Annotated in this window: 18 protein-coding genes; 9 read left to right on the top strand and 9 right to left on the bottom strand. The window is 61.6% G+C overall.

The genetic code is table 11. From position 1 onward, the window contains the following. Positions 1–178: 178 nt before the first annotated feature. On the bottom strand, positions 179–613 hold the full coding sequence (locus tag PspR76_RS21355) for a MarR family winged helix-turn-helix transcriptional regulator (RefSeq protein ID WP_159958503.1): 435 nt from the start codon (positions 611–613) through the stop codon (positions 179–181). A gap of 81 nt (positions 614–694) precedes the next feature. Here PspR76_RS21355 and PspR76_RS21350 point away from each other — a divergent pair, with 81 nt between their 5' ends. Together PspR76_RS21350 and PspR76_RS21345 are read left to right on the top strand one after the other, a co-directional pair. Then, entirely contained in the window at positions 695–1,861 is a 1,167-nt protein-coding gene (locus PspR76_RS21350) for an aminotransferase-like domain-containing protein (RefSeq protein ID WP_159958501.1), read from the top strand. A 10-nt stretch (positions 1,862–1,871) separates the two neighbouring features. Beyond that, positions 1,872–2,474, top strand: a complete 603-nt coding sequence (locus PspR76_RS21345) for a glutathione S-transferase family protein (RefSeq protein WP_159958500.1) — start codon at positions 1,872–1,874, stop codon at positions 2,472–2,474. A 133-nt stretch (positions 2,475–2,607) separates the two neighbouring features. Here the strand turns inward: PspR76_RS21345 and PspR76_RS21340 are convergent, their stop codons facing one another. After that, the gene (locus tag PspR76_RS21340; RefSeq protein ID WP_159958499.1) at positions 2,608–3,504 is read right to left on the bottom strand and encodes a LysR family transcriptional regulator; all 897 of its coding nucleotides are present in this window, start codon (positions 3,502–3,504) and stop codon (positions 2,608–2,610) included. Positions 3,505–3,615: 111 nt separating this feature from the next. On the opposite strand from PspR76_RS21340, the gene PspR76_RS21335 reads away from it, so the two are divergent. The 3 genes from PspR76_RS21335 to PspR76_RS21325 are packed head-to-tail and all read left to right on the top strand — an operon-like array spanning position 3,616 to position 6,552. After that, on the top strand, positions 3,616–4,908 hold the full coding sequence (locus PspR76_RS21335) for a CitMHS family transporter (RefSeq protein ID WP_159958498.1): 1,293 nt from the start codon (positions 3,616–3,618) through the stop codon (positions 4,906–4,908). Position 4,909: 1 nt separating this feature from the next. Then, positions 4,910–6,235: an acyclic terpene utilization AtuA family protein gene (locus PspR76_RS21330; RefSeq protein WP_159958497.1), complete on the top strand. Its 1,326-nt coding sequence runs from the start codon at positions 4,910–4,912 to the stop codon at positions 6,233–6,235. Continuing rightward, the gene (locus tag PspR76_RS21325) at positions 6,232–6,552 is read left to right on the top strand and encodes an AtuA-related protein (protein WP_159958496.1); all 321 of its coding nucleotides are present in this window, start codon (positions 6,232–6,234) and stop codon (positions 6,550–6,552) included. Before PspR76_RS21330 ends, PspR76_RS21325 begins: the two co-directional genes overlap by 4 nt. A gap of 103 nt (positions 6,553–6,655) precedes the next feature. On the opposite strand, the gene PspR76_RS21320 is transcribed toward PspR76_RS21325, so the two are convergent. From PspR76_RS21320 to PspR76_RS21300, 5 genes are all read right to left on the bottom strand, one after another. Further along, positions 6,656–7,027, bottom strand: coding sequence for a glutathione S-transferase N-terminal domain-containing protein (locus tag PspR76_RS21320; protein ID WP_159958495.1), 372 nt, complete (start codon positions 7,025–7,027; stop codon positions 6,656–6,658). Between the two features lie 102 nt (positions 7,028–7,129). Further along, positions 7,130–7,675 (bottom strand): GTP cyclohydrolase I FolE, encoded by a 546-nt coding sequence (folE, locus tag PspR76_RS21315; protein ID WP_003442011.1) that lies wholly within the window; start codon positions 7,673–7,675, stop codon positions 7,130–7,132. Between the two features lie 78 nt (positions 7,676–7,753). After that, positions 7,754–8,311 (bottom strand): Smr/MutS family protein, encoded by a 558-nt coding sequence (locus PspR76_RS21310; protein ID WP_017137833.1) that lies wholly within the window; start codon positions 8,309–8,311, stop codon positions 7,754–7,756. A gap of 75 nt (positions 8,312–8,386) precedes the next feature. Beyond that, a complete protein-coding gene (locus PspR76_RS21305) occupies positions 8,387–8,707 on the bottom strand; it encodes a hypothetical protein (RefSeq protein WP_159958494.1) in 321 nt (106 codons plus the stop codon). 142 nt (positions 8,708–8,849) lie between these two features. After that, on the bottom strand, positions 8,850–9,440 hold the full coding sequence (locus PspR76_RS21300; RefSeq protein WP_159958493.1) for a cysteine hydrolase family protein: 591 nt from the start codon (positions 9,438–9,440) through the stop codon (positions 8,850–8,852). 239 nt (positions 9,441–9,679) lie between these two features. On the opposite strand from PspR76_RS21300, the gene prmB reads away from it, so the two are divergent. Further along, positions 9,680–10,588, top strand: a complete 909-nt coding sequence (gene prmB / locus PspR76_RS21295) for a 50S ribosomal protein L3 N(5)-glutamine methyltransferase (protein ID WP_159958491.1) — start codon at positions 9,680–9,682, stop codon at positions 10,586–10,588. A 130-nt stretch (positions 10,589–10,718) separates the two neighbouring features. On the opposite strand, the gene PspR76_RS21290 is transcribed toward prmB, so the two are convergent. Together PspR76_RS21290 and PspR76_RS21285 are read right to left on the bottom strand one after the other, a co-directional pair. Next, complete coding sequence (locus PspR76_RS21290) at positions 10,719–11,525, bottom strand: hypothetical protein (protein ID WP_159958489.1); 807 nt, start codon at positions 11,523–11,525, stop codon at positions 10,719–10,721. A 99-nt stretch (positions 11,526–11,624) separates the two neighbouring features. Continuing rightward, a complete protein-coding gene (locus PspR76_RS21285; RefSeq protein ID WP_159958487.1) occupies positions 11,625–12,587 on the bottom strand; it encodes an alpha/beta hydrolase in 963 nt (320 codons plus the stop codon). A gap of 143 nt (positions 12,588–12,730) precedes the next feature. Between PspR76_RS21285 and aroC the strand changes: the two genes are divergently transcribed. Genes aroC through PspR76_RS21270 form a run of 3 tightly spaced genes read left to right on the top strand, consistent with a single transcriptional unit; the run spans position 12,731 to position 15,551 of the window. Then, positions 12,731–13,822, top strand: coding sequence for a chorismate synthase (gene aroC / locus PspR76_RS21280; protein ID WP_159958485.1), 1,092 nt, complete (start codon positions 12,731–12,733; stop codon positions 13,820–13,822). Between the two features lie 38 nt (positions 13,823–13,860). Next, complete coding sequence (locus tag PspR76_RS21275) at positions 13,861–15,024, top strand: MFS transporter (RefSeq protein ID WP_159958483.1); 1,164 nt, start codon at positions 13,861–13,863, stop codon at positions 15,022–15,024. Further along, the gene (locus PspR76_RS21270) at positions 15,021–15,551 is read left to right on the top strand and encodes a 1,2-dihydroxy-3-keto-5-methylthiopentene dioxygenase (RefSeq protein ID WP_159958481.1); all 531 of its coding nucleotides are present in this window, start codon (positions 15,021–15,023) and stop codon (positions 15,549–15,551) included. The genes PspR76_RS21275 and PspR76_RS21270 overlap by 4 nt, the downstream gene beginning before the upstream one ends. Positions 15,552–15,569: the final 18 nt, after the last annotated feature.

Below are 15,569 nucleotides of genomic sequence, written 5' to 3'. Positions count from 1 at the left end.
AGCGCTTTGAGGTACTGGCGGGTTTTGTTGACCAATAGGTCAGGAACTCGCACGAAGCGAATTATGCTTTTGTATACAAATAAAGCAAATAATGTTTTCGATTGAGCGGGTGAAAGTGGATGAAAGGTGAGTGTGGATGTTGTGGCAAGCCCGCCTGCCACAGCCACATTCACCGGCATCAAGGCTGCCCGGCCAGCGCCTGGTTCACCGCCAGCCAGCCCGTCACCGCTTCTTCGCCGGCTTCGCTGAACGCCCGTTGCAGCAGTTTCACCTGTTCGCGGCGCAGCGACTGCTCGAAACGCTGGCCTTCTTCGCTCAGCTCCAGCAGGCGCTTACGTTTGTCGGTCTCGGACGCGATGCTTTCGACCAAGTGCATTTCCTGCAATTGCCGCAGCGGAATGTTCAGCGCCTGCTTGCTCACGCCGAGCAACTCCAGCAGTTCCTTCACGCTCAAGGCAGGGTAGCGCGCGATAAAAAACACGATGCGCTGGTGCACCCGGCTCAGCCCACGGCGCTCAAGCATTTCATCGGCCTTGGCGGTGAACGCCTGGTAGCCGAAGAAGAAGGCTTCCATGGCTTGTTGCTGGCTGCTCTGGTTTTTAAGGTCAAGCATATTGACGTATCTACTCAAGTCGTCGTAATTTCGGTCAACCAGTTTGACGTATTTCCCACAGGCTTCGCTACCGGTGACCTTATGGCCTTCTCTGAACGTGTTACGCGCCTCAAAAGCTCCTTGATCCGTGAAATCCTCGCGGCGGCCCAGCGCCCGGAAGTGATGTCGTTCGCCGGTGGCCTGCCTGCCGAAGCCATGCTGCCCGCGCTGAACTGGGAGGGCATGCCGCTTAACATCGGCCAATACGGCATGAGCGAAGGCGAGCCTCAGTTGCGTGAATTGCTGGCCGCCGAGGCCCGCGCGTTGGGCGTACCGTGCCAGGCCAGCCAGGTGCTGGTGGTCAGCGGCTCCCAGCAAACCCTGGACCTGGCGGCCAAGCTGTATATCGATAAAGGCACCAAAGTCCTGCTGGAAGGCCCGACTTACCTGGCGGCATTGCAGATCTTCCAACTGTTTGGCGCCGACTGCCTGACCGTGCAACTGGAAGCCGACGGCCCGAACCTGACCAGCTTGCGCGCCAGCCTCGAACACCATCGCCCGGCGTTCATCTACCTGATCCCGACCTTCCAGAACCCCTCGGCCGTGCGCTACAGCGAAGCCAAGCGCGCGGCCGTCGCGGCTTTGCTCGATGAGTTCGGCGTGACGTTGATCGAAGACGAACCCTACCGCGAACTGACCTTCGACGGCGGCAGTGCGCAGCCCATCGCCGGGCGCCTGAAAAAAGCCAGTTGGATTTACACCGGCACGGTCTCCAAGACCCTGCTGCCGGGCTTGCGCGTCGGCTATCTGATTGCCAGCCCGGATCTGTTCCCGCACTTGCTCAAGCTCAAGCAATCGGCAGACCTGCACACCAACCGCATCGGTCAGTGGCAGGCCATGCAGTGGATCGGCACGCAGAAATACCAGCAGCATCTGACCGAGCTACGCAGCTTTTACCGCGAGCGCCGCGATGCATTCCAGGCGGCATTGGCGCGCCATTTCGGCGAGCTGGCCGACTGGCAAGTGCCCCAGGGTGGATTATTCTTCTGGCTGACCTTGAAACAGCCGCTCGACACCCGCACCTTGTTGGCGCAAGCGTTAGATCAGGACGTCGCGTTCATGCCCGGTGAACCGTTCTTTTCCGAGCCCGACCAGCACCACGGCTCGTTGCGCCTCAATTTCAGCCATATCGACCCGGCCCGTCTGGACGAAGGTCTCAAACGCCTGGCCGCGGTGGTTCGGCAAGCACAGCTCGCGCAAGCGGCATAAGGGGAGCCCCATGTACAAGGTTTATGGCGATTACAAGTCGGGCAACTGCTACAAGGTCAAATTGATGCTCAGCCTGCTGGGCATCCCGTATCAATGGATCGATGTCGACATCCTTAACGGCGACACCCAGACCGCCGAATTCCTGGCCAAGAACCCCAACGGCAAGATCCCGGTGCTGGAGCTGGAAGACGGCACTTGCCTGTGGGAATCCAACGCGATCCTCAACTTCCTTGCCGATGGCAGCGAGTTCCTGCCGAGCGAGCCGCGCCTGCGTACGCAAGTGCTGCAATGGCAGTTTTTCGAGCAGTACAGCCATGAGCCATATATCGCGGTAGCGCGGTTTATCCAGTTCTACCTGAACATGCCGGAAGATCGCCTGGAGGAATACAAAACCACCCATAAAGGCGGCTACAAGGCCTTGAGGGTCATGGAACGTCAGCTGCAGGCCACGCCGTACCTGGTGGGCGAGCAATATTCGATTGCCGACATCGCGCTGTATGCCTACACCCATGTGGCCCATGAAGGTGGTTTTGACCTCACGCCTTACCCGGCCGTACAGGCGTGGTTGAAGCGGGTGGCCAGCCATCCAAAACATGTGCCGATGCTGGATTAAACACAGAACAAACATGTGGGAACGGGCTTGTGTGGGAGCTGGCTTGCCTGCGATGCAGGCAACTCGGTCCGTCAGGTTGACCCAGGTGATGCTATCGCAGGCAAGCCAGCTCCCACATTGACCGTGTCCGGCTTCAGCGTGAGGTTGTGGCAGATAGTTCGTCACTCAGTAAATCGAAACAACGCTGCGCCGCCGGGCTCAAGCCCATGCCGCTGCGACTGATCAACCCGATCTCCCGGTTCACCCCGGGATGATCGATGTTGATGCGCTTCAACCCCTCCAGGCTGTCCGCCGCCGATTCCGGCAACACACTGATGCCCAGCCCCTGGCGCACCAGGGCCAACACCGTCGACATGTAATTGGCTTGCATGCCCGCGTTCATGGTCAGCCGCGTCTGATCAAACAGCGCATCCACTTGCTCGCGCACGCTGCTGTCGCGCCCGGTCAGAATGATCGGCTGCTCCGCCAGTTGCTCCAGGGTCAGTTGACGATGGTGGGCGAGTGGATGCTCCAGCGGCAGGAATGCGCACAATCGATCATTCAACACCGGTAAAAATTCCAGGCCGTGGCTCAGTCGGGCACGCACGCCGATGCCGAAGTCCACCAGGCCTTCGCGCACCTCGGCATGAATGCGGTGGGCCACCAAGTCATGCAAGCGCACTTCGATGCCGGCAAAGCGCTCGCGAAACAGGCGCAACGCCGGGGGCAGGGCGCCGGCGCAGACCGAGGGCAGGGCGGCAATGCTCACCACGCCGCGACGCAGTGCCGCCAGGTCGCGAGAGCCGGTGACAATGTTGTCCAGGTCCAGCAGCAGTTTTTCCATCGGGCCGCGTGCGTCCTGGCCGGCGGCGGTGAGGCTGACGTGGCGCGGGCTGCGGTCGAGCAGTGCGACGCCGAGCCAGTCTTCAAGCTGCTGCACCTGCACCGTCAGGGCTGAGGGTGACAAGTGCAACTCGTTGGCGGCCTTGGTGAAACTGCCGGTGCGGGCCACCGCGAGGAACGCTTGAATATGCTGCATCGAATTCTTCATTTTGTTTTTCCGAACGCCAGCGGCTGAATATTCCAATTTACAAAGACTAACCCGCTTCCAATACTCCAGGGAAAACAATAACCGGCCACCAAGGCCGCTCTGGAGTAACCCATGCTCGCTACCCTGGGTGTCATTACCATCCTGTGCCTGCTCGCTGCCGTCATGAGCAAACGCCTGTCGCCGCTGGTGGCGCTGATCGCCCTGCCGATCATCGCCGCGCTGCTCGGCGGTTTCGGCCTGCAAACCAGCGCCTTCATCATCACCGGCATCAAGAACGTCGCCCCTGTGGTGGGCATGTTTGTGTTCGCGATTCTGTTTTTCGGGATCATGACCGACGCCGGCATGCTCGACCCGATCATCGACCGCATCCTGCGCACGGTAGGCACGCGTCCTACCCGCATTGTCGTCGGTACCGCGACCCTGGCGTTGCTGGTGCACCTGGATGGCTCCGGCGCGGTGACGTTCCTGGTCACGGTGCCGGCGATGCTGCCGTTGTATACGCGGCTGGGCATCGACAAACGCATCCTCGCCTGCGTCTGCGCAATGGCCGCCGGGGTCAACTTCCTGCCATGGACTGGCCCGGTATTGCGCTCCTCGGCGGCGCTGCATGTGCCGGTGGCGGACCTGTTCCAGCCGCTGATCCCGGTGCAGATCGTCGGGCTGGTGTTTGTTTTCGCCTGTGCCTGGTGGTTGGGCCACCGTGAAGAAAAACGCCTGGGCCTGGGCGCTGGTTCCACGGTGGATGCCGTGCCGCAACGCGTGCTCAGTGACGCTGACATCCTGCTGCGTCGCCCACGCCTGTTCTGGCTCAACCTGATTCTCACCGTGCTGGTGATGGTGGTGATGATTGCCGGCTGGGTCGATCCGGTGGTGATGTTTATGCTCGGCACCGTGGTGGCGCTGTGCATCAACTACCCGAACGTCGACGCCCAGCGTGCGCGCATCGACGCCCATGCCAAGACTGCCCTGACCATGGCCAGCATCTTGCTTGCCGCTGGAGTGTTCACCGGCATCATGCAAGGCACCGGCATGCTCAAGGCCATGGCCGAAGTGGCGGTGGCGCAGATTCCGGCGGGCCATGGCAAGTTGATCCCGGCGGTGGTGGGCTTTATTTCCATGCCGTTGAGCCTGCTGTTCGATCCCGATTCCTACTATTTCGGCGTGATGCCGGTGATCGCCGAAGTCGGCAAGGCCCTGGGCGTCGACCCGCTGCAAGTGGCCCAGGCCTCGTTGCTCGGCGTGCACACCACCGGCTTCCCGGTCAGCCCGCTGACCCCCGCAACCTTCCTGTTGGTGGGCCTGTGCAAGGTCGAACTGGCCGATCACCAGCGCTTCACCATCCCTTTTCTGTTTGCCGCGTCGGTGTTGATGACCCTGACCGCGTTGCTGTTGGGAGTGATTTGAGATGAAAACCTTGCGCATCGGTTCCGGCGCCGGCTATTCCGGCGACCGTATCGAGCCAGCTGTGGAGTTGGCCGAACAGGGTGACCTCGATTACCTGGTGTTCGAATGCCTGGCTGAACGCACGATTGCCCTGGCACAACAGGCGCGCATCAGCGACCCACAGGGCGGTTACGACCCGCTGCTGAGTGAGCGCATGCGCCGCGTATTGCCCTTTGTCGGGCAGCATGAGGGGCGGCGGCGTCTGCGGGTCATCACCAATATGGGCGCGGCCAACCCGGTGGCGGCGGCCATTGAAGTACGGCGGGTTGCCCATGAGTTGGGGCTGAACCTCAAGGTGGTGGCCGTGGTGGGCGATGACGTGCTGGATGTGTTGCAGCCCGAACAATTGCTGGATAACGGCCAGTCCCTGGCGTCGCTGGGCGAGCGGCTGATTTCCGCGAATGCCTATTTGGGCGTCGACGGCATCCTTGATGGCTTGCGCGCCGACGCCGATGTAGTGATTACCGGGCGCGTGGCCGACCCGTCGCTGTTCCTGGCGCCGCAGATGTTTGAGTTCGGTTGGGGGGCGGATGACTGGCAGCGCCTGGGGCGCGGCACACTGGTGGGGCATTTGCTGGAATGCGCGGGGCAGGTCAGCGGTGGCTATTTTGCCGATCCGGGGTTCAAGGATGTGGATGACCTGGCACGCCTGGGCTTCCCGCTGGCCGAGGTCAATGCTGACGGCGACGCTGTGATCACCAAGGTCGCGGGTACGGGCGGGAGCGTCAGCCGTGCGACCTGCACTGAGCAGTTGATCTATGAAGTTCACGACCCGGCGGCCTACCTGACGCCGGACGTAACCGCCGACTTTTCCCACGTGAGTTTTGTCGAGGAGGACGTTGATCGCGTGCGCGCCAGCGGTGCCGAGGGCCGCGCACGGCCTGAGCAACTGAAAGTCAGCGTCGGTTATCTGGACGGTTGGATCGGCGAAGGGCAAATGTCCTACGGTGGCCCGGGCGCTGTCGCACGGGCAGAGTTGGCGCGTGCTGTGGTACTCAAGCGCCTGGAACTGATGGGCGTAAAAATGCAGGACGTGCGCGCCGAGTTGATCGGCATGGACTCGCTGCACGGCCCACGCAGCACCGTCGAGCCCTGGGAAGTGCGCCTGCGCGTGGCCGCCCGCTGTGAAGAGCGCAGCGAGGCGGTGCGGGTCGGCAATGAAGTGGAAACCCTCTACACCAACGGCCCGTCGGGCGGCGGCGGTGCGAGCAAGAGTGTGCGGCAAGTGGTGGCGGTGGCGTCGTTATTGCTGGCGCGTAGCGCGGTCAACCCGAGGATCGAAGCATGAAACTGCACACACTGGCCCACTCGCGTACCGGCGATAAGGGCGACACCTCGAACATTTCGATCATTGCCTATCGCGCCGAGGATTACTCGCTGCTGTGCGAGCAACTGACGGCTGAGCGCGTGGCGCAGTTCTTTGCCGGGTTGCGTGAGCCGGGCGCGGCGCCGGTGCGGCGCTATGAATTGCCGAACGTGCAGGCGCTGAACTTCGTGTTGCCGGGGATCCTGCGCGGCGGCGTGACCCGCTCGCTGGCGCTGGATGCGCATGGCAAGTGCCTGGGCTCGGCGTTGCTGGCTATCGAATTGGCAATGCCGAACTAATGTGGGAGCTGGCTTGCCTGCGATGCAGACACCTCGATTTATCAGTTACACCGAGGGGATGCTATCGCAGGCAAGCCAGCTCCCACATTGACCGCGGTGTTTATCAGACCGCGGCGAACCGTTTGTCCAGGTAATCGATGATCACCTTGGAATCATACATCCAGGTGGTCTGGCCATTCTCTTCGATGCGCAGGCACGGCACTTTGATCTTGCCACCTTGCTCCAGCAGGGTCTGGCGGTCTTGCGCGTTGTTCTTTGCATCCTTCAACGCCACCGGCACATTCAGGCGGTGCAGCGTACGGCGTGTCTTAACGCAGAACGGGCAGGCGTGGAACTGATACAGGGTCAGCTCCTTGGCTGCCGCGTTCACCTGTGCCTGTTGTTCGGCCGGGCGCTGCTTTTTGCGTGGGCGGGTAAGGAAGTCGCCCGCGATGATGATTTGGCCGAGGCCAACTCGAAGTGCTTTGACGAACATGGCTGAAAACCTCTTGCCCATGAAGAAGGGGCCGCAGCTTACCTTAATTCTGCAGGCGAAAAAAAACCGGCGATGAACGCCGGTCTTTTCCTACGCAGCCTGTTACTTGATCAGGCTGAGGAATTCGCTGCGGGTAGCCGCGTTCTCGCGGAACTCACCCAGCATCACCGAGGTGATCATCGACGAATTCTGTTTTTCCACACCGCGCATCATCATGCACATGTGCTTGGCTTCGATCACCACCGCAACGCCCAGGGCACCGGTCACCTGCATCACGGCATCGGCGATCTGGCGGCTGAGGTTTTCCTGGATCTGCAGGCGGCGCGCATACATGTCGACAATCCGCGCGACCTTCGACAGGCCCAGCACCTTGCCGCTCGGGATATACGCCACGTGCGCCTTACCGATAAACGGCAGCAAGTGGTGTTCGCACAGCGAGTACAGCTCGATGTCCTTCACCAGCACCATTTCGCTGTTGTCAGAGCTGAACAAGGCACCGTTGGTGACTTCTTCGAGTGTCTGTTCATAGCCACGGCAAAGGTACTGCATCGCCTTGGCGGCACGCTTTGGCGTGTCGAGCAGGCCCTCGCGGGAAACGTCCTCGCCGAGTTGGCCGAGGATCGCGGTGTAATTCTGTTCCAGGGACATGAAACTACCTGTGGGATTTTCGCAAAGCGCAAGGTTACGGTGGCGGACACATCGCTGCAAGCCTGACGATGGCACTTGTTACTCGTCGCGCCCCTCCATCATGGTGCGCTTGAGCATCACATACACCGCACCGGCGCCGCCGTGGCGGGCCTGGCAAGAGGTAAAGCCGAGGACCTGGGCATGCTGGCGCAGCCAGGTATTGACGTGGCTCTTGATCATCGGCCGCTTGCCGTCCAACCGCACGGCCTTGCCATGGGTGACGCGCACACAGCGGATTTCGAATTTGGTTGCTTCGGCGAGGAAGGCCCACAGGGTTTCGCGGGCTTTTTCGACGTTCATGCCGTGCAGGTCAAGGCTGCCTTCGAACGGGATCTGGCCGATCTTGAGCTTGCGCATCTGGCTTTCCTGCACGCCGTCGCGGGCCCACATCAGCTCGTCTTCCGGGCCTACATCGATCACGAACTGGTCCGACAGGCCATCCACGGTGGTGGCGTCGGTACGCACGGTCGCGGCCTGGCGCAGCTTGGCGATCTGCGCGCGGTCGGCCTTGGGTTTGCCGGTGTCGGCGCGGTCGTGCTTGATCGGCTTGACGCCGCGCAGCTCGTTTTTGAACAGGGAAAAATCGTCGTCTTGCATGTCAGCCTCCGCGAAGGGCGGGCAGTTTACCTAAATCGCGGCGGCCAGGGCGCAGGAAACGCTATCCAAGCGCCATCAGTCGTGCTTTTTCATCAGGTGCGACGCGATGTTCAGCGACAACGGCTGGCGCATCCGCCGACGGCTGCGACGCCACAACCACACGCCCAGCCACAGCACCAACAACCCGATGAGTAACAGGATAGCCGAGCCACCCGGGCTGGCATTCAGTTCGCCGAGTGCCGGCGAATGACCAAACAAACCGGCACCACCAGCGCCAGCCAACAGCAAACCTACAATGGCCAGCAGCGCGGCAAAGCCGGCCACCAGGCGCAGACGCCAGTTGCTCGGGCCCTTGGGGCGCAAGCGACGAGCGTCAAAACCATCGGATATCTTCATTCCGACCTTTCCTCCAGGGTATCGGCCCTTCGACCGGAAGATACACAGGTTGTTCCGGGTGGAGGGGTAAATGCGCCAAATGAAAGGGCTTTGCGGATGAGCGGGGCAATGAACATTGCCGCGCCGCTCATCAGAAGGGCGATCAGATCAGATCTTTGCTCAACGCCAGGGTGGCGAAGTTGTCGGCCATGATGGCCATTTCGGTTTGCTGCACGTGCTCGGCGCTCAGGATCCCGCCTTTGTACGGCAGGTCGCGAGTGGCGCAGGCGTCTTCCACCAGGGTGCAGCGAAAGCCCAGGTTCTTGGCCGCACGCACGGTGGTGCTGACGCTGGAGTGGCTCATGAAGCCGCAGACGATCAGGTCCAGTGAACCAAGGTCTTGCAGGTGTTTTTCCAGGCCCGTGCCATGGAACGCGCTGGGCAGCAGCTTGCCGATGATGGTCTCGTCGCCCAGGGGCTCAAGGCCAGGAATGAATTCGCCGCGCTCGCCCTGCGGGTCGAACAGGCCGCCGACGGTGCCCAGGTGGCGCACATGCACGATCGGGCGTCCGGCGTTGCGTGCTGCCGCGACCAGTTGCTTGATATTGTCGACCGCCGCGTCCATGCCGGACAGGGCGAGTGGGCCACTGAGGTATTCCTTCTGGGCGTCGATGATCACGAGGGTCGCATGGTTCAGGTTGGCTGCTGCGTAACCGCGACCGCTGAGTTGAAACATCGTCTTTGGAACGGACATTCTGGGGCTCCTGTGAGGGGGGCTTTTGTGACATTGTCCACTGGCTGAGCGGTTCTGTGAATCGCTACCATCGTAAGGTACGCCGTTGTTGACGTGCAGCCATGTCAAGAGGTCGGCTTGTTTAACCCAATGATGGCAAATTGGATGAATTCCGACGGATGGCGGAGAGTTTTCGTACATCGAAGGGACAGGCGAAGGCTGTTAGAATCGCCAGTCGTTTTTTCCAGGAGCTTGCCCCCGTGATCACATCCCGCCTGCGCACACTGCGCGACCACATCCGATGGGCTGTCAGCCGTTTCCATGGGGAAGACCTGTTTTTCGGGCACGGCACCGACAATGCCTGGGACGAAGCCCGGCAATTAGTGCTCGGCGCCTTGCACTTGCCTTGGGAAATTGCCGACAGCTACCTGGACTGCAACCTCGAAGAAGAGGAAATCTCCCATGTGCAGCGTCTGCTGCATCGCCGCATCCACGAGCGCGTGCCCACCGCTTACTTGTTGAAGGAAGCCTGGTTCTGCGGCATGTCGTTTATTGTCGACGAGCGTGTGTTGATCCCGCGTTCACCGATTGGCGAACTGATCGAAAACCGTTTTGAACCCTGGTTGGCTCAACCGCCGGCGCGCATTCTCGACCTGTGCACCGGCTCCGGTTGCATCGGTATCGCCTGTGCCTATGAGTTCCAGGACGCCGAAGTGGTGCTGGGGGATTTGTCCTTCGAAGCGCTGGAAGTGGCTAACCAGAACATTGAGCGCCATGGCGTCGACGAGCGCGTTTACACCGTGCAAGGCGATGGCTTCGACGGCCTGCCGGGCCAGCGTTTTGACCTGATCGTGTCGAACCCGCCGTATGTAGACGCTGAAGATTTTGCCGACATGCCGGACGAATACCAGCACGAGCCGGAGCTGGGCCTGGCCTGCGGCGATGATGGCTTGAACCTGGTGCGACGGATGCTGGCCGAAGCGGCGGACCACCTGACCGAGAAAGGCTTGTTGATTGTCGAAGTCGGCAACAGCCAGGTGCACGTCGAGGCGCTGTACCCGGAAGTCGACTTTGCCTGGCTGGAGTTCCAGCGCGGTGGGCATGGCGTGTTCATGCTGACGGCCGAGCAGTGCCGGGCGCATCAGGCGGTGTTTGCCGCCAAGGTCTAACGCCAGGATCGCGGTCAGTGTGGGAGCTGGCTTGCCTGCGATAGCGGTGTATCAGTAGCAGAAGTGCTAGCTGGCCCACCGCAATCGCAGGCAAGCCAGCTCCCACATTTGATTGCATTGCAGCCAGCGATCAGCGGTGCGTTGCAATCCAGATCAACAACCCCGCCTGAAACACCGTAAACGCCACCAAACAGGTGATGGTAAAGCGCAACCCGCTGTCCTCACGCTTGAACTTGGTGACCTTTTCTTCCTCCTTGCGCAGCTTCACTTCCTGCTCGGCCAGGTTGTGCTCGGCCTGCTGCAGCATTTGCGCGGCTTCAAGTATCTCCACGAACTGCACCTTCTCGGTGTTCCAGCTGTCGAGTACTTCGCTGACTTTGCCCGGCTGCACGTTGCCTTTGAGGTGCTGCACATCGGCATAGGCCACATCAAAACCCTGGATACGCAGGAAGTGATCGCGGCGCAGGCGCGTGGCTTCGTTGAGTGCATCCTTGTTGGCCAGGTCCACGCCGTCGACGCGGTAGTGTGACCACTTCTTTTTCGCCCACGCCGCGCCTTGGGCGACGAGGAAGCGCCCGATGCCACGGTTGGCCGGTTCGATTTCCAGGCTGTTGCCTGGGCCGAAGTGCACGCGGTGTTTATCGTGATCGACCCAGATATCCAGGTGGTTCTGCTCGCGGCGCACCCGCTGGCCCGGCAACTGGATGACCATGCGCAACAGGCTGTGGTGTTTGTCGTGGCGCTCGGCATAACCGAACTGCACAAACCGCAACGGCCGCACGCCGGTAGCGCGGTCAGTCGCCAGGGGCGCAAGGCGCAGCATCTTGAAATGTTCGGCCTGAACGTCCGCCCACGGCAGGGCCGCCGCCTCGACGGCTTCGGTTTTTTCCGCCGGCGTGTCGGCGATAGGTTCTGGTGTAGCTTCTGTGGTTGTCATGCGGCGCGATCCTGTCCAAGCCCTGCGGGCCGACAGTCTTTTTACTGTCGACCCTGGGCTTATCGGCCGTATTTCACAGGACTGGAGGTAATTAATCGCTTAACGGGGTTGAAGTCCGTCGATAAAGCGCACGATGCGCTCACCCAACTCGGCGGCCAGCGGCAGTTTCGGGTCGTTGTAGGAGGCCAACTGCTCTTTCACGTCCTTGGGCACGATGCGCATCACGTGGTTCATGCCTTCGATCACCGTCAAATGGGCATCGGGCTTGGCATTTTTCAGTTGCCGGGCATCGGCGACGCCGACCTGAATATCATTGGTGCCCTGGATGATCAGTGCCGGCATGCGCAGCTTGGCAAAGGCGGCGGACGGGTCGGCGCGAAACAGGCTGATCAGGTACGGCTGCACGCTCGGTCGAAAAATGCCTTCCAGCGGGGCCGGCACATCGGCATCCACCTGGCCGGCCTTGAGGTGGTCGAGGATCTCATTGCTGCGCAGCAACAGGGCCGGCGGCAGGTGGTCGGCCAGTTGCTGGCGGATCACCTGGTCCACCGGCCGCGCGCTGCCGGACAGCGAAATCACCCCGGCCGGGTCCAGCTGCGGCGCGGCGAGGGCGGCGACCAGCGCGCCTTCGCTATGGCCCAGCACAATTAGCGGGCCCATGCGGCTGTCGGCCTTGAGCAGCTTGCCCCAGGCCACGGCGTCGGCCACGTAGGCGTCCAGCGTCAGGTTGCGTTCGTCGGGGGTGGCAGCCAGGCTGGCGGCCACGCCGCGCTTGTCGTAGCGCACGCTGGCAATGTTATGCCGGGCCAGCACCCAGGCCAGGCGCTTGAGGCTGTCGTTGCGTGCGCCGTCGGCACTGTTACCGTTACGGTCGGTGGGGCCGGAGCCGGCGATGATCAACACCACCGGCACGGGCTTGTCGGATTTAGGCAGCAAAAGTGAGCCAAACAGCTCGCCGCTGCCGGTGTCCAGGCTGATCGGCCGTTGCAGGACGACAGGGGAGGCGGCGAAGCCAAGGCTGGAAAACAGGGTGAGGGTCAAAAGCAGAACTCGCAGCATCATCGCGCCATCATCAGGAAGGTGCCGGTTGGACAGACGTCTACCGGTAAGGTTTCGAGGATGAACTACTCGGTTAGCCTGCGTATACTGGCCGCCTTAAGTTATTACGGTTGACTTGATTCAACTGATTTCACGGAGCGCCCTGCATGTCCGGCAATACCTTCGGCAAGCTGTTCACTGTCACCACCGCGGGCGAAAGCCATGGCCCGGCGTTGGTCGCCATTGTCGACGGCTGCCCGCCAGGCCTCGAGCTGTCCCTGGACGACCTGCAGCGTGACCTCGACCGCCGCAAGCCCGGCACCAGCCGTCACACCACCCAGCGCCAGGAGCCCGACGAAGTCGAGATCCTCTCCGGCGTGTTCGAAGGCCGCACCACCGGTTGCGCCATCGGCCTGCTGATTCGCAACACCGACCAGAAGTCCAAAGACTACTCGGCGATCAAGGACCTGTTCCGCCCGGCCCACGCCGACTACACCTACCACCATAAATACGGCGAACGCGACTACCGTGGCGGTGGCCGCAGCTCGGCGCGCGAAACCGCGATGCGCGTTGCCGCCGGCGCTATCGCCAAGAAATACCTGGCCACCCAGGGCATCGTGGTGCGTGGCTACATGAGCCAGCTCGGCCCGATCGAAATCCCGTTCAAGACCTGGGACAGCGTCGACGACAACGCATTCTTCAGCCCCGACCCGGACAAAGTGCCTGAACTGGAAGCCTACATGGACCAGTTGCGCCGCGATCAGGACTCCGTCGGCGCCAGGATCACCGTGGTTGCCGAAGGCGTCAAACCCGGTTTGGGCGAGCCGATCTTCGACCGCCTCGACGCCGAACTGGCCCACGCGCTGATGAGCATCAACGCGGTGAAGGGCGTGGAGATCGGCGCCGGTTTCGCCTGTGTCTCACAGCGCGGCACCGAGCATCGCGATGAACTGACCCCGGAAGGTTTTCTCAGCAATAACGCGGGCGGCATCCTTGGCGGTATTTCCTCGGGCCAACCCATTGTTGCGCACCTGGCGCTCAAGGCGACGTCGAGCATCACCACGCCGGGCCGTTCGATTGATGTGCACGGCAACCCGGTGGATGTGATCACCAAGGGCCGCCACGACCCATGCGTGGGCATCCGTGCCACGCCGATTGCCGAGGCGATGATGGCCATCGTGTTGATGGACCACCTGCTGCGCAACCGTGGGCAAAATGCCGATGTACGCGTGAATACGCCGGTACTGGGCCAGCTGTGACGGTTTGTGGCGAGGGATGCGCAGCAGCCCCTCACACCATGACCCCAGTTCTTCCGTACTGGCGCCTCTCCAGCTTCTACCTGTTCTACTTCGCCCTGCTCGGGGCGACCGCGCCGTTTCTGGCGCTGTACTTCGACCACTTGGGGTTCTCCAGCGCGCGCATCGGTGAGCTGGTAGCCATCCCCATGTTGATGCGCTGCGTGGCGCCGAACCTGTGGGGCTGGCTCGGCGACTACACCGGCCGCCGCCTGGCCATCGTGCGGTTTGGCGCGGTGTGCACCCTGGCCAGCTTTTCGCTGATTTTCATCAGCAAGACCTACGCCTGGCTGGCCCTGGTGATGGCATTGCACGCGTTCTTCTGGCACGCGGTGCTGCCGCAGTTTGAAGTGATCACCCTGGCGCACCTGCAAAAACAGACCTCGCGCTATAGCCAGATACGCCTGTGGGGCTCCATCGGGTTCATCCTCACCGTGGTGATCATGGGGCGCCTGTTTGATTGGCTGAGCCTGGACATTTACCCGGTGGTGGTCGTGGTGATCATGGCCGGCATCATCGCCGCCAGCCTGTGGGTGCCGAATGCGCAACCGGTGAGCCACGGCAATCGCCTGGCCGGTGACGGTTTCCTCAAGCAATTGCGCAGCCCCGGCGTACTGGCGTTTTATGCCTGTGTGGCGCTGATGCAAATGAGCCATGGCCCGTATTACACCTTTCTCACCCTGCACCTCGAACACCTGGGCTACAGCCGTGGCGTGATCGGCATGCTCTGGGCCTTGGGCGTGGTCGCGGAAGTGCTGATGTTCCTGGCCATGAGCCGCATCCTCACGCGTTTTTCGGTGCGTCGGGTATTACTGGCGAGTTTCCTGTTGGCCGCCATACGCTGGCTGCTGCTGGGCTCATTCGCCGAATTTTTCTGGGTGCTGCTGCTCGCGCAAGTGATGCACGCGGCCACCTTCGGCAGCTTTCATGCGGCAGCGATTGCCTTTGTACAACGCAGCTTCGGTGATCGCCAGCAAGGCCAGGGCCAGGCGTTGTATGCCGCACTGGCCGGCACCGGTGGCGCATTGGGTGCGTTGTATGCCGGCTATAGCTGGAACCTGTTGGGGCCGACGCTGACGTTCAGTATCGCCAGCGTCGCGGCGCTGGCTGCCGCCATTATCATTGGCCTTCGATTGCAAGAGCCGAATAAAGGAACCGAGCAATGAGTTATGTCGCTGTTTACCCCGTCGCCACGCCCGATACCCCAAACAAGGTCCTGACCCATTTGGACGATATCGCCGCGTGCCTCGCCGAGCACGGCGTGCGGTTTGCGCGCTGGCAGCCGGCGCCTGTCGAGAAGGGCGCCAGCGACGCTGAAATGATCGCGGCCTACCAGCCGCAGATCGACGCCCTCAGCTACGGCTCCGTGGAAGTACTCAGTGTGACGGGCGAGCATCCGCAAAAAGCCGAGCTGCGCGCGCAGTACATTGATGAGCGCCGTTACAGCGAAGACGAAGTGCGTTTCTTCATCGCCGGCCAAGGGCTGTTTTGCGTGCACGTAGGCGAGTACGTCTATGCCATACGCTGCGAGAAAAATGATCTGCTGGTGATTCCGGCCGGAATGCCGCATTGGTTCGACATGGGCGAGAATCCGCACTTCGTCACACTGCGTTTGTTCAATACAGCGAAAGGCGCAGTGCCTGAATTTACCGGCGACGGCATCGCTGCTGGTTTTCCGGGTCTGGACGACTAAGCACAGATATTTAAACTT

Source organism: Pseudomonas sp. R76 (assembly GCF_009834565.1).
Lineage (GTDB): Bacteria > Pseudomonadota > Gammaproteobacteria > Pseudomonadales > Pseudomonadaceae > Aquipseudomonas.
Note: the sequence above shows the minus strand (reverse complement) of the source record. Positions and strands in the feature narration are given on the sequence as shown.

Excerpts from the sequence above, each read along its gene's own strand:
- PspR76_RS21355 (WP_159958503.1), bottom strand. The coding sequence starts at position 613 with ATGCTTGACCTTAAAAACCAGAGCAGCCAGCAACAAGCCATGGAAGCC.
- PspR76_RS21350 (WP_159958501.1), top strand. The coding sequence starts at position 695 with ATGGCCTTCTCTGAACGTGTTACGCGCCTCAAAAGCTCCTTGATCCGT.
- PspR76_RS21345 (WP_159958500.1), top strand. The coding sequence starts at position 1,872 with ATGTACAAGGTTTATGGCGATTACAAGTCGGGCAACTGCTACAAGGTC.
- PspR76_RS21340 (WP_159958499.1), bottom strand. The coding sequence starts at position 3,504 with ATGAAGAATTCGATGCAGCATATTCAAGCGTTCCTCGCGGTGGCCCGC.
- PspR76_RS21335 (WP_159958498.1), top strand. The coding sequence starts at position 3,616 with ATGCTCGCTACCCTGGGTGTCATTACCATCCTGTGCCTGCTCGCTGCC.
- PspR76_RS21330 (WP_159958497.1), top strand. The coding sequence starts at position 4,910 with ATGAAAACCTTGCGCATCGGTTCCGGCGCCGGCTATTCCGGCGACCGT.
- PspR76_RS21325 (WP_159958496.1), top strand. The coding sequence starts at position 6,232 with ATGAAACTGCACACACTGGCCCACTCGCGTACCGGCGATAAGGGCGAC.
- PspR76_RS21320 (WP_159958495.1), bottom strand. The coding sequence starts at position 7,027 with ATGTTCGTCAAAGCACTTCGAGTTGGCCTCGGCCAAATCATCATCGCG.
- folE (WP_003442011.1), bottom strand. The coding sequence starts at position 7,675 with ATGTCCCTGGAACAGAATTACACCGCGATCCTCGGCCAACTCGGCGAG.
- PspR76_RS21310 (WP_017137833.1), bottom strand. The coding sequence starts at position 8,311 with ATGCAAGACGACGATTTTTCCCTGTTCAAAAACGAGCTGCGCGGCGTC.
- PspR76_RS21305 (WP_159958494.1), bottom strand. The coding sequence starts at position 8,707 with ATGAAGATATCCGATGGTTTTGACGCTCGTCGCTTGCGCCCCAAGGGC.
- PspR76_RS21300 (WP_159958493.1), bottom strand. The coding sequence starts at position 9,440 with ATGTCCGTTCCAAAGACGATGTTTCAACTCAGCGGTCGCGGTTACGCA.
- PspR76_RS21290 (WP_159958489.1), bottom strand. The coding sequence starts at position 11,525 with ATGACAACCACAGAAGCTACACCAGAACCTATCGCCGACACGCCGGCG.
- PspR76_RS21285 (WP_159958487.1), bottom strand. The coding sequence starts at position 12,587 with ATGATGCTGCGAGTTCTGCTTTTGACCCTCACCCTGTTTTCCAGCCTT.
- aroC (WP_159958485.1), top strand. The coding sequence starts at position 12,731 with ATGTCCGGCAATACCTTCGGCAAGCTGTTCACTGTCACCACCGCGGGC.
- PspR76_RS21275 (WP_159958483.1), top strand. The coding sequence starts at position 13,861 with ATGACCCCAGTTCTTCCGTACTGGCGCCTCTCCAGCTTCTACCTGTTC.
- PspR76_RS21270 (WP_159958481.1), top strand. The coding sequence starts at position 15,021 with ATGAGTTATGTCGCTGTTTACCCCGTCGCCACGCCCGATACCCCAAAC.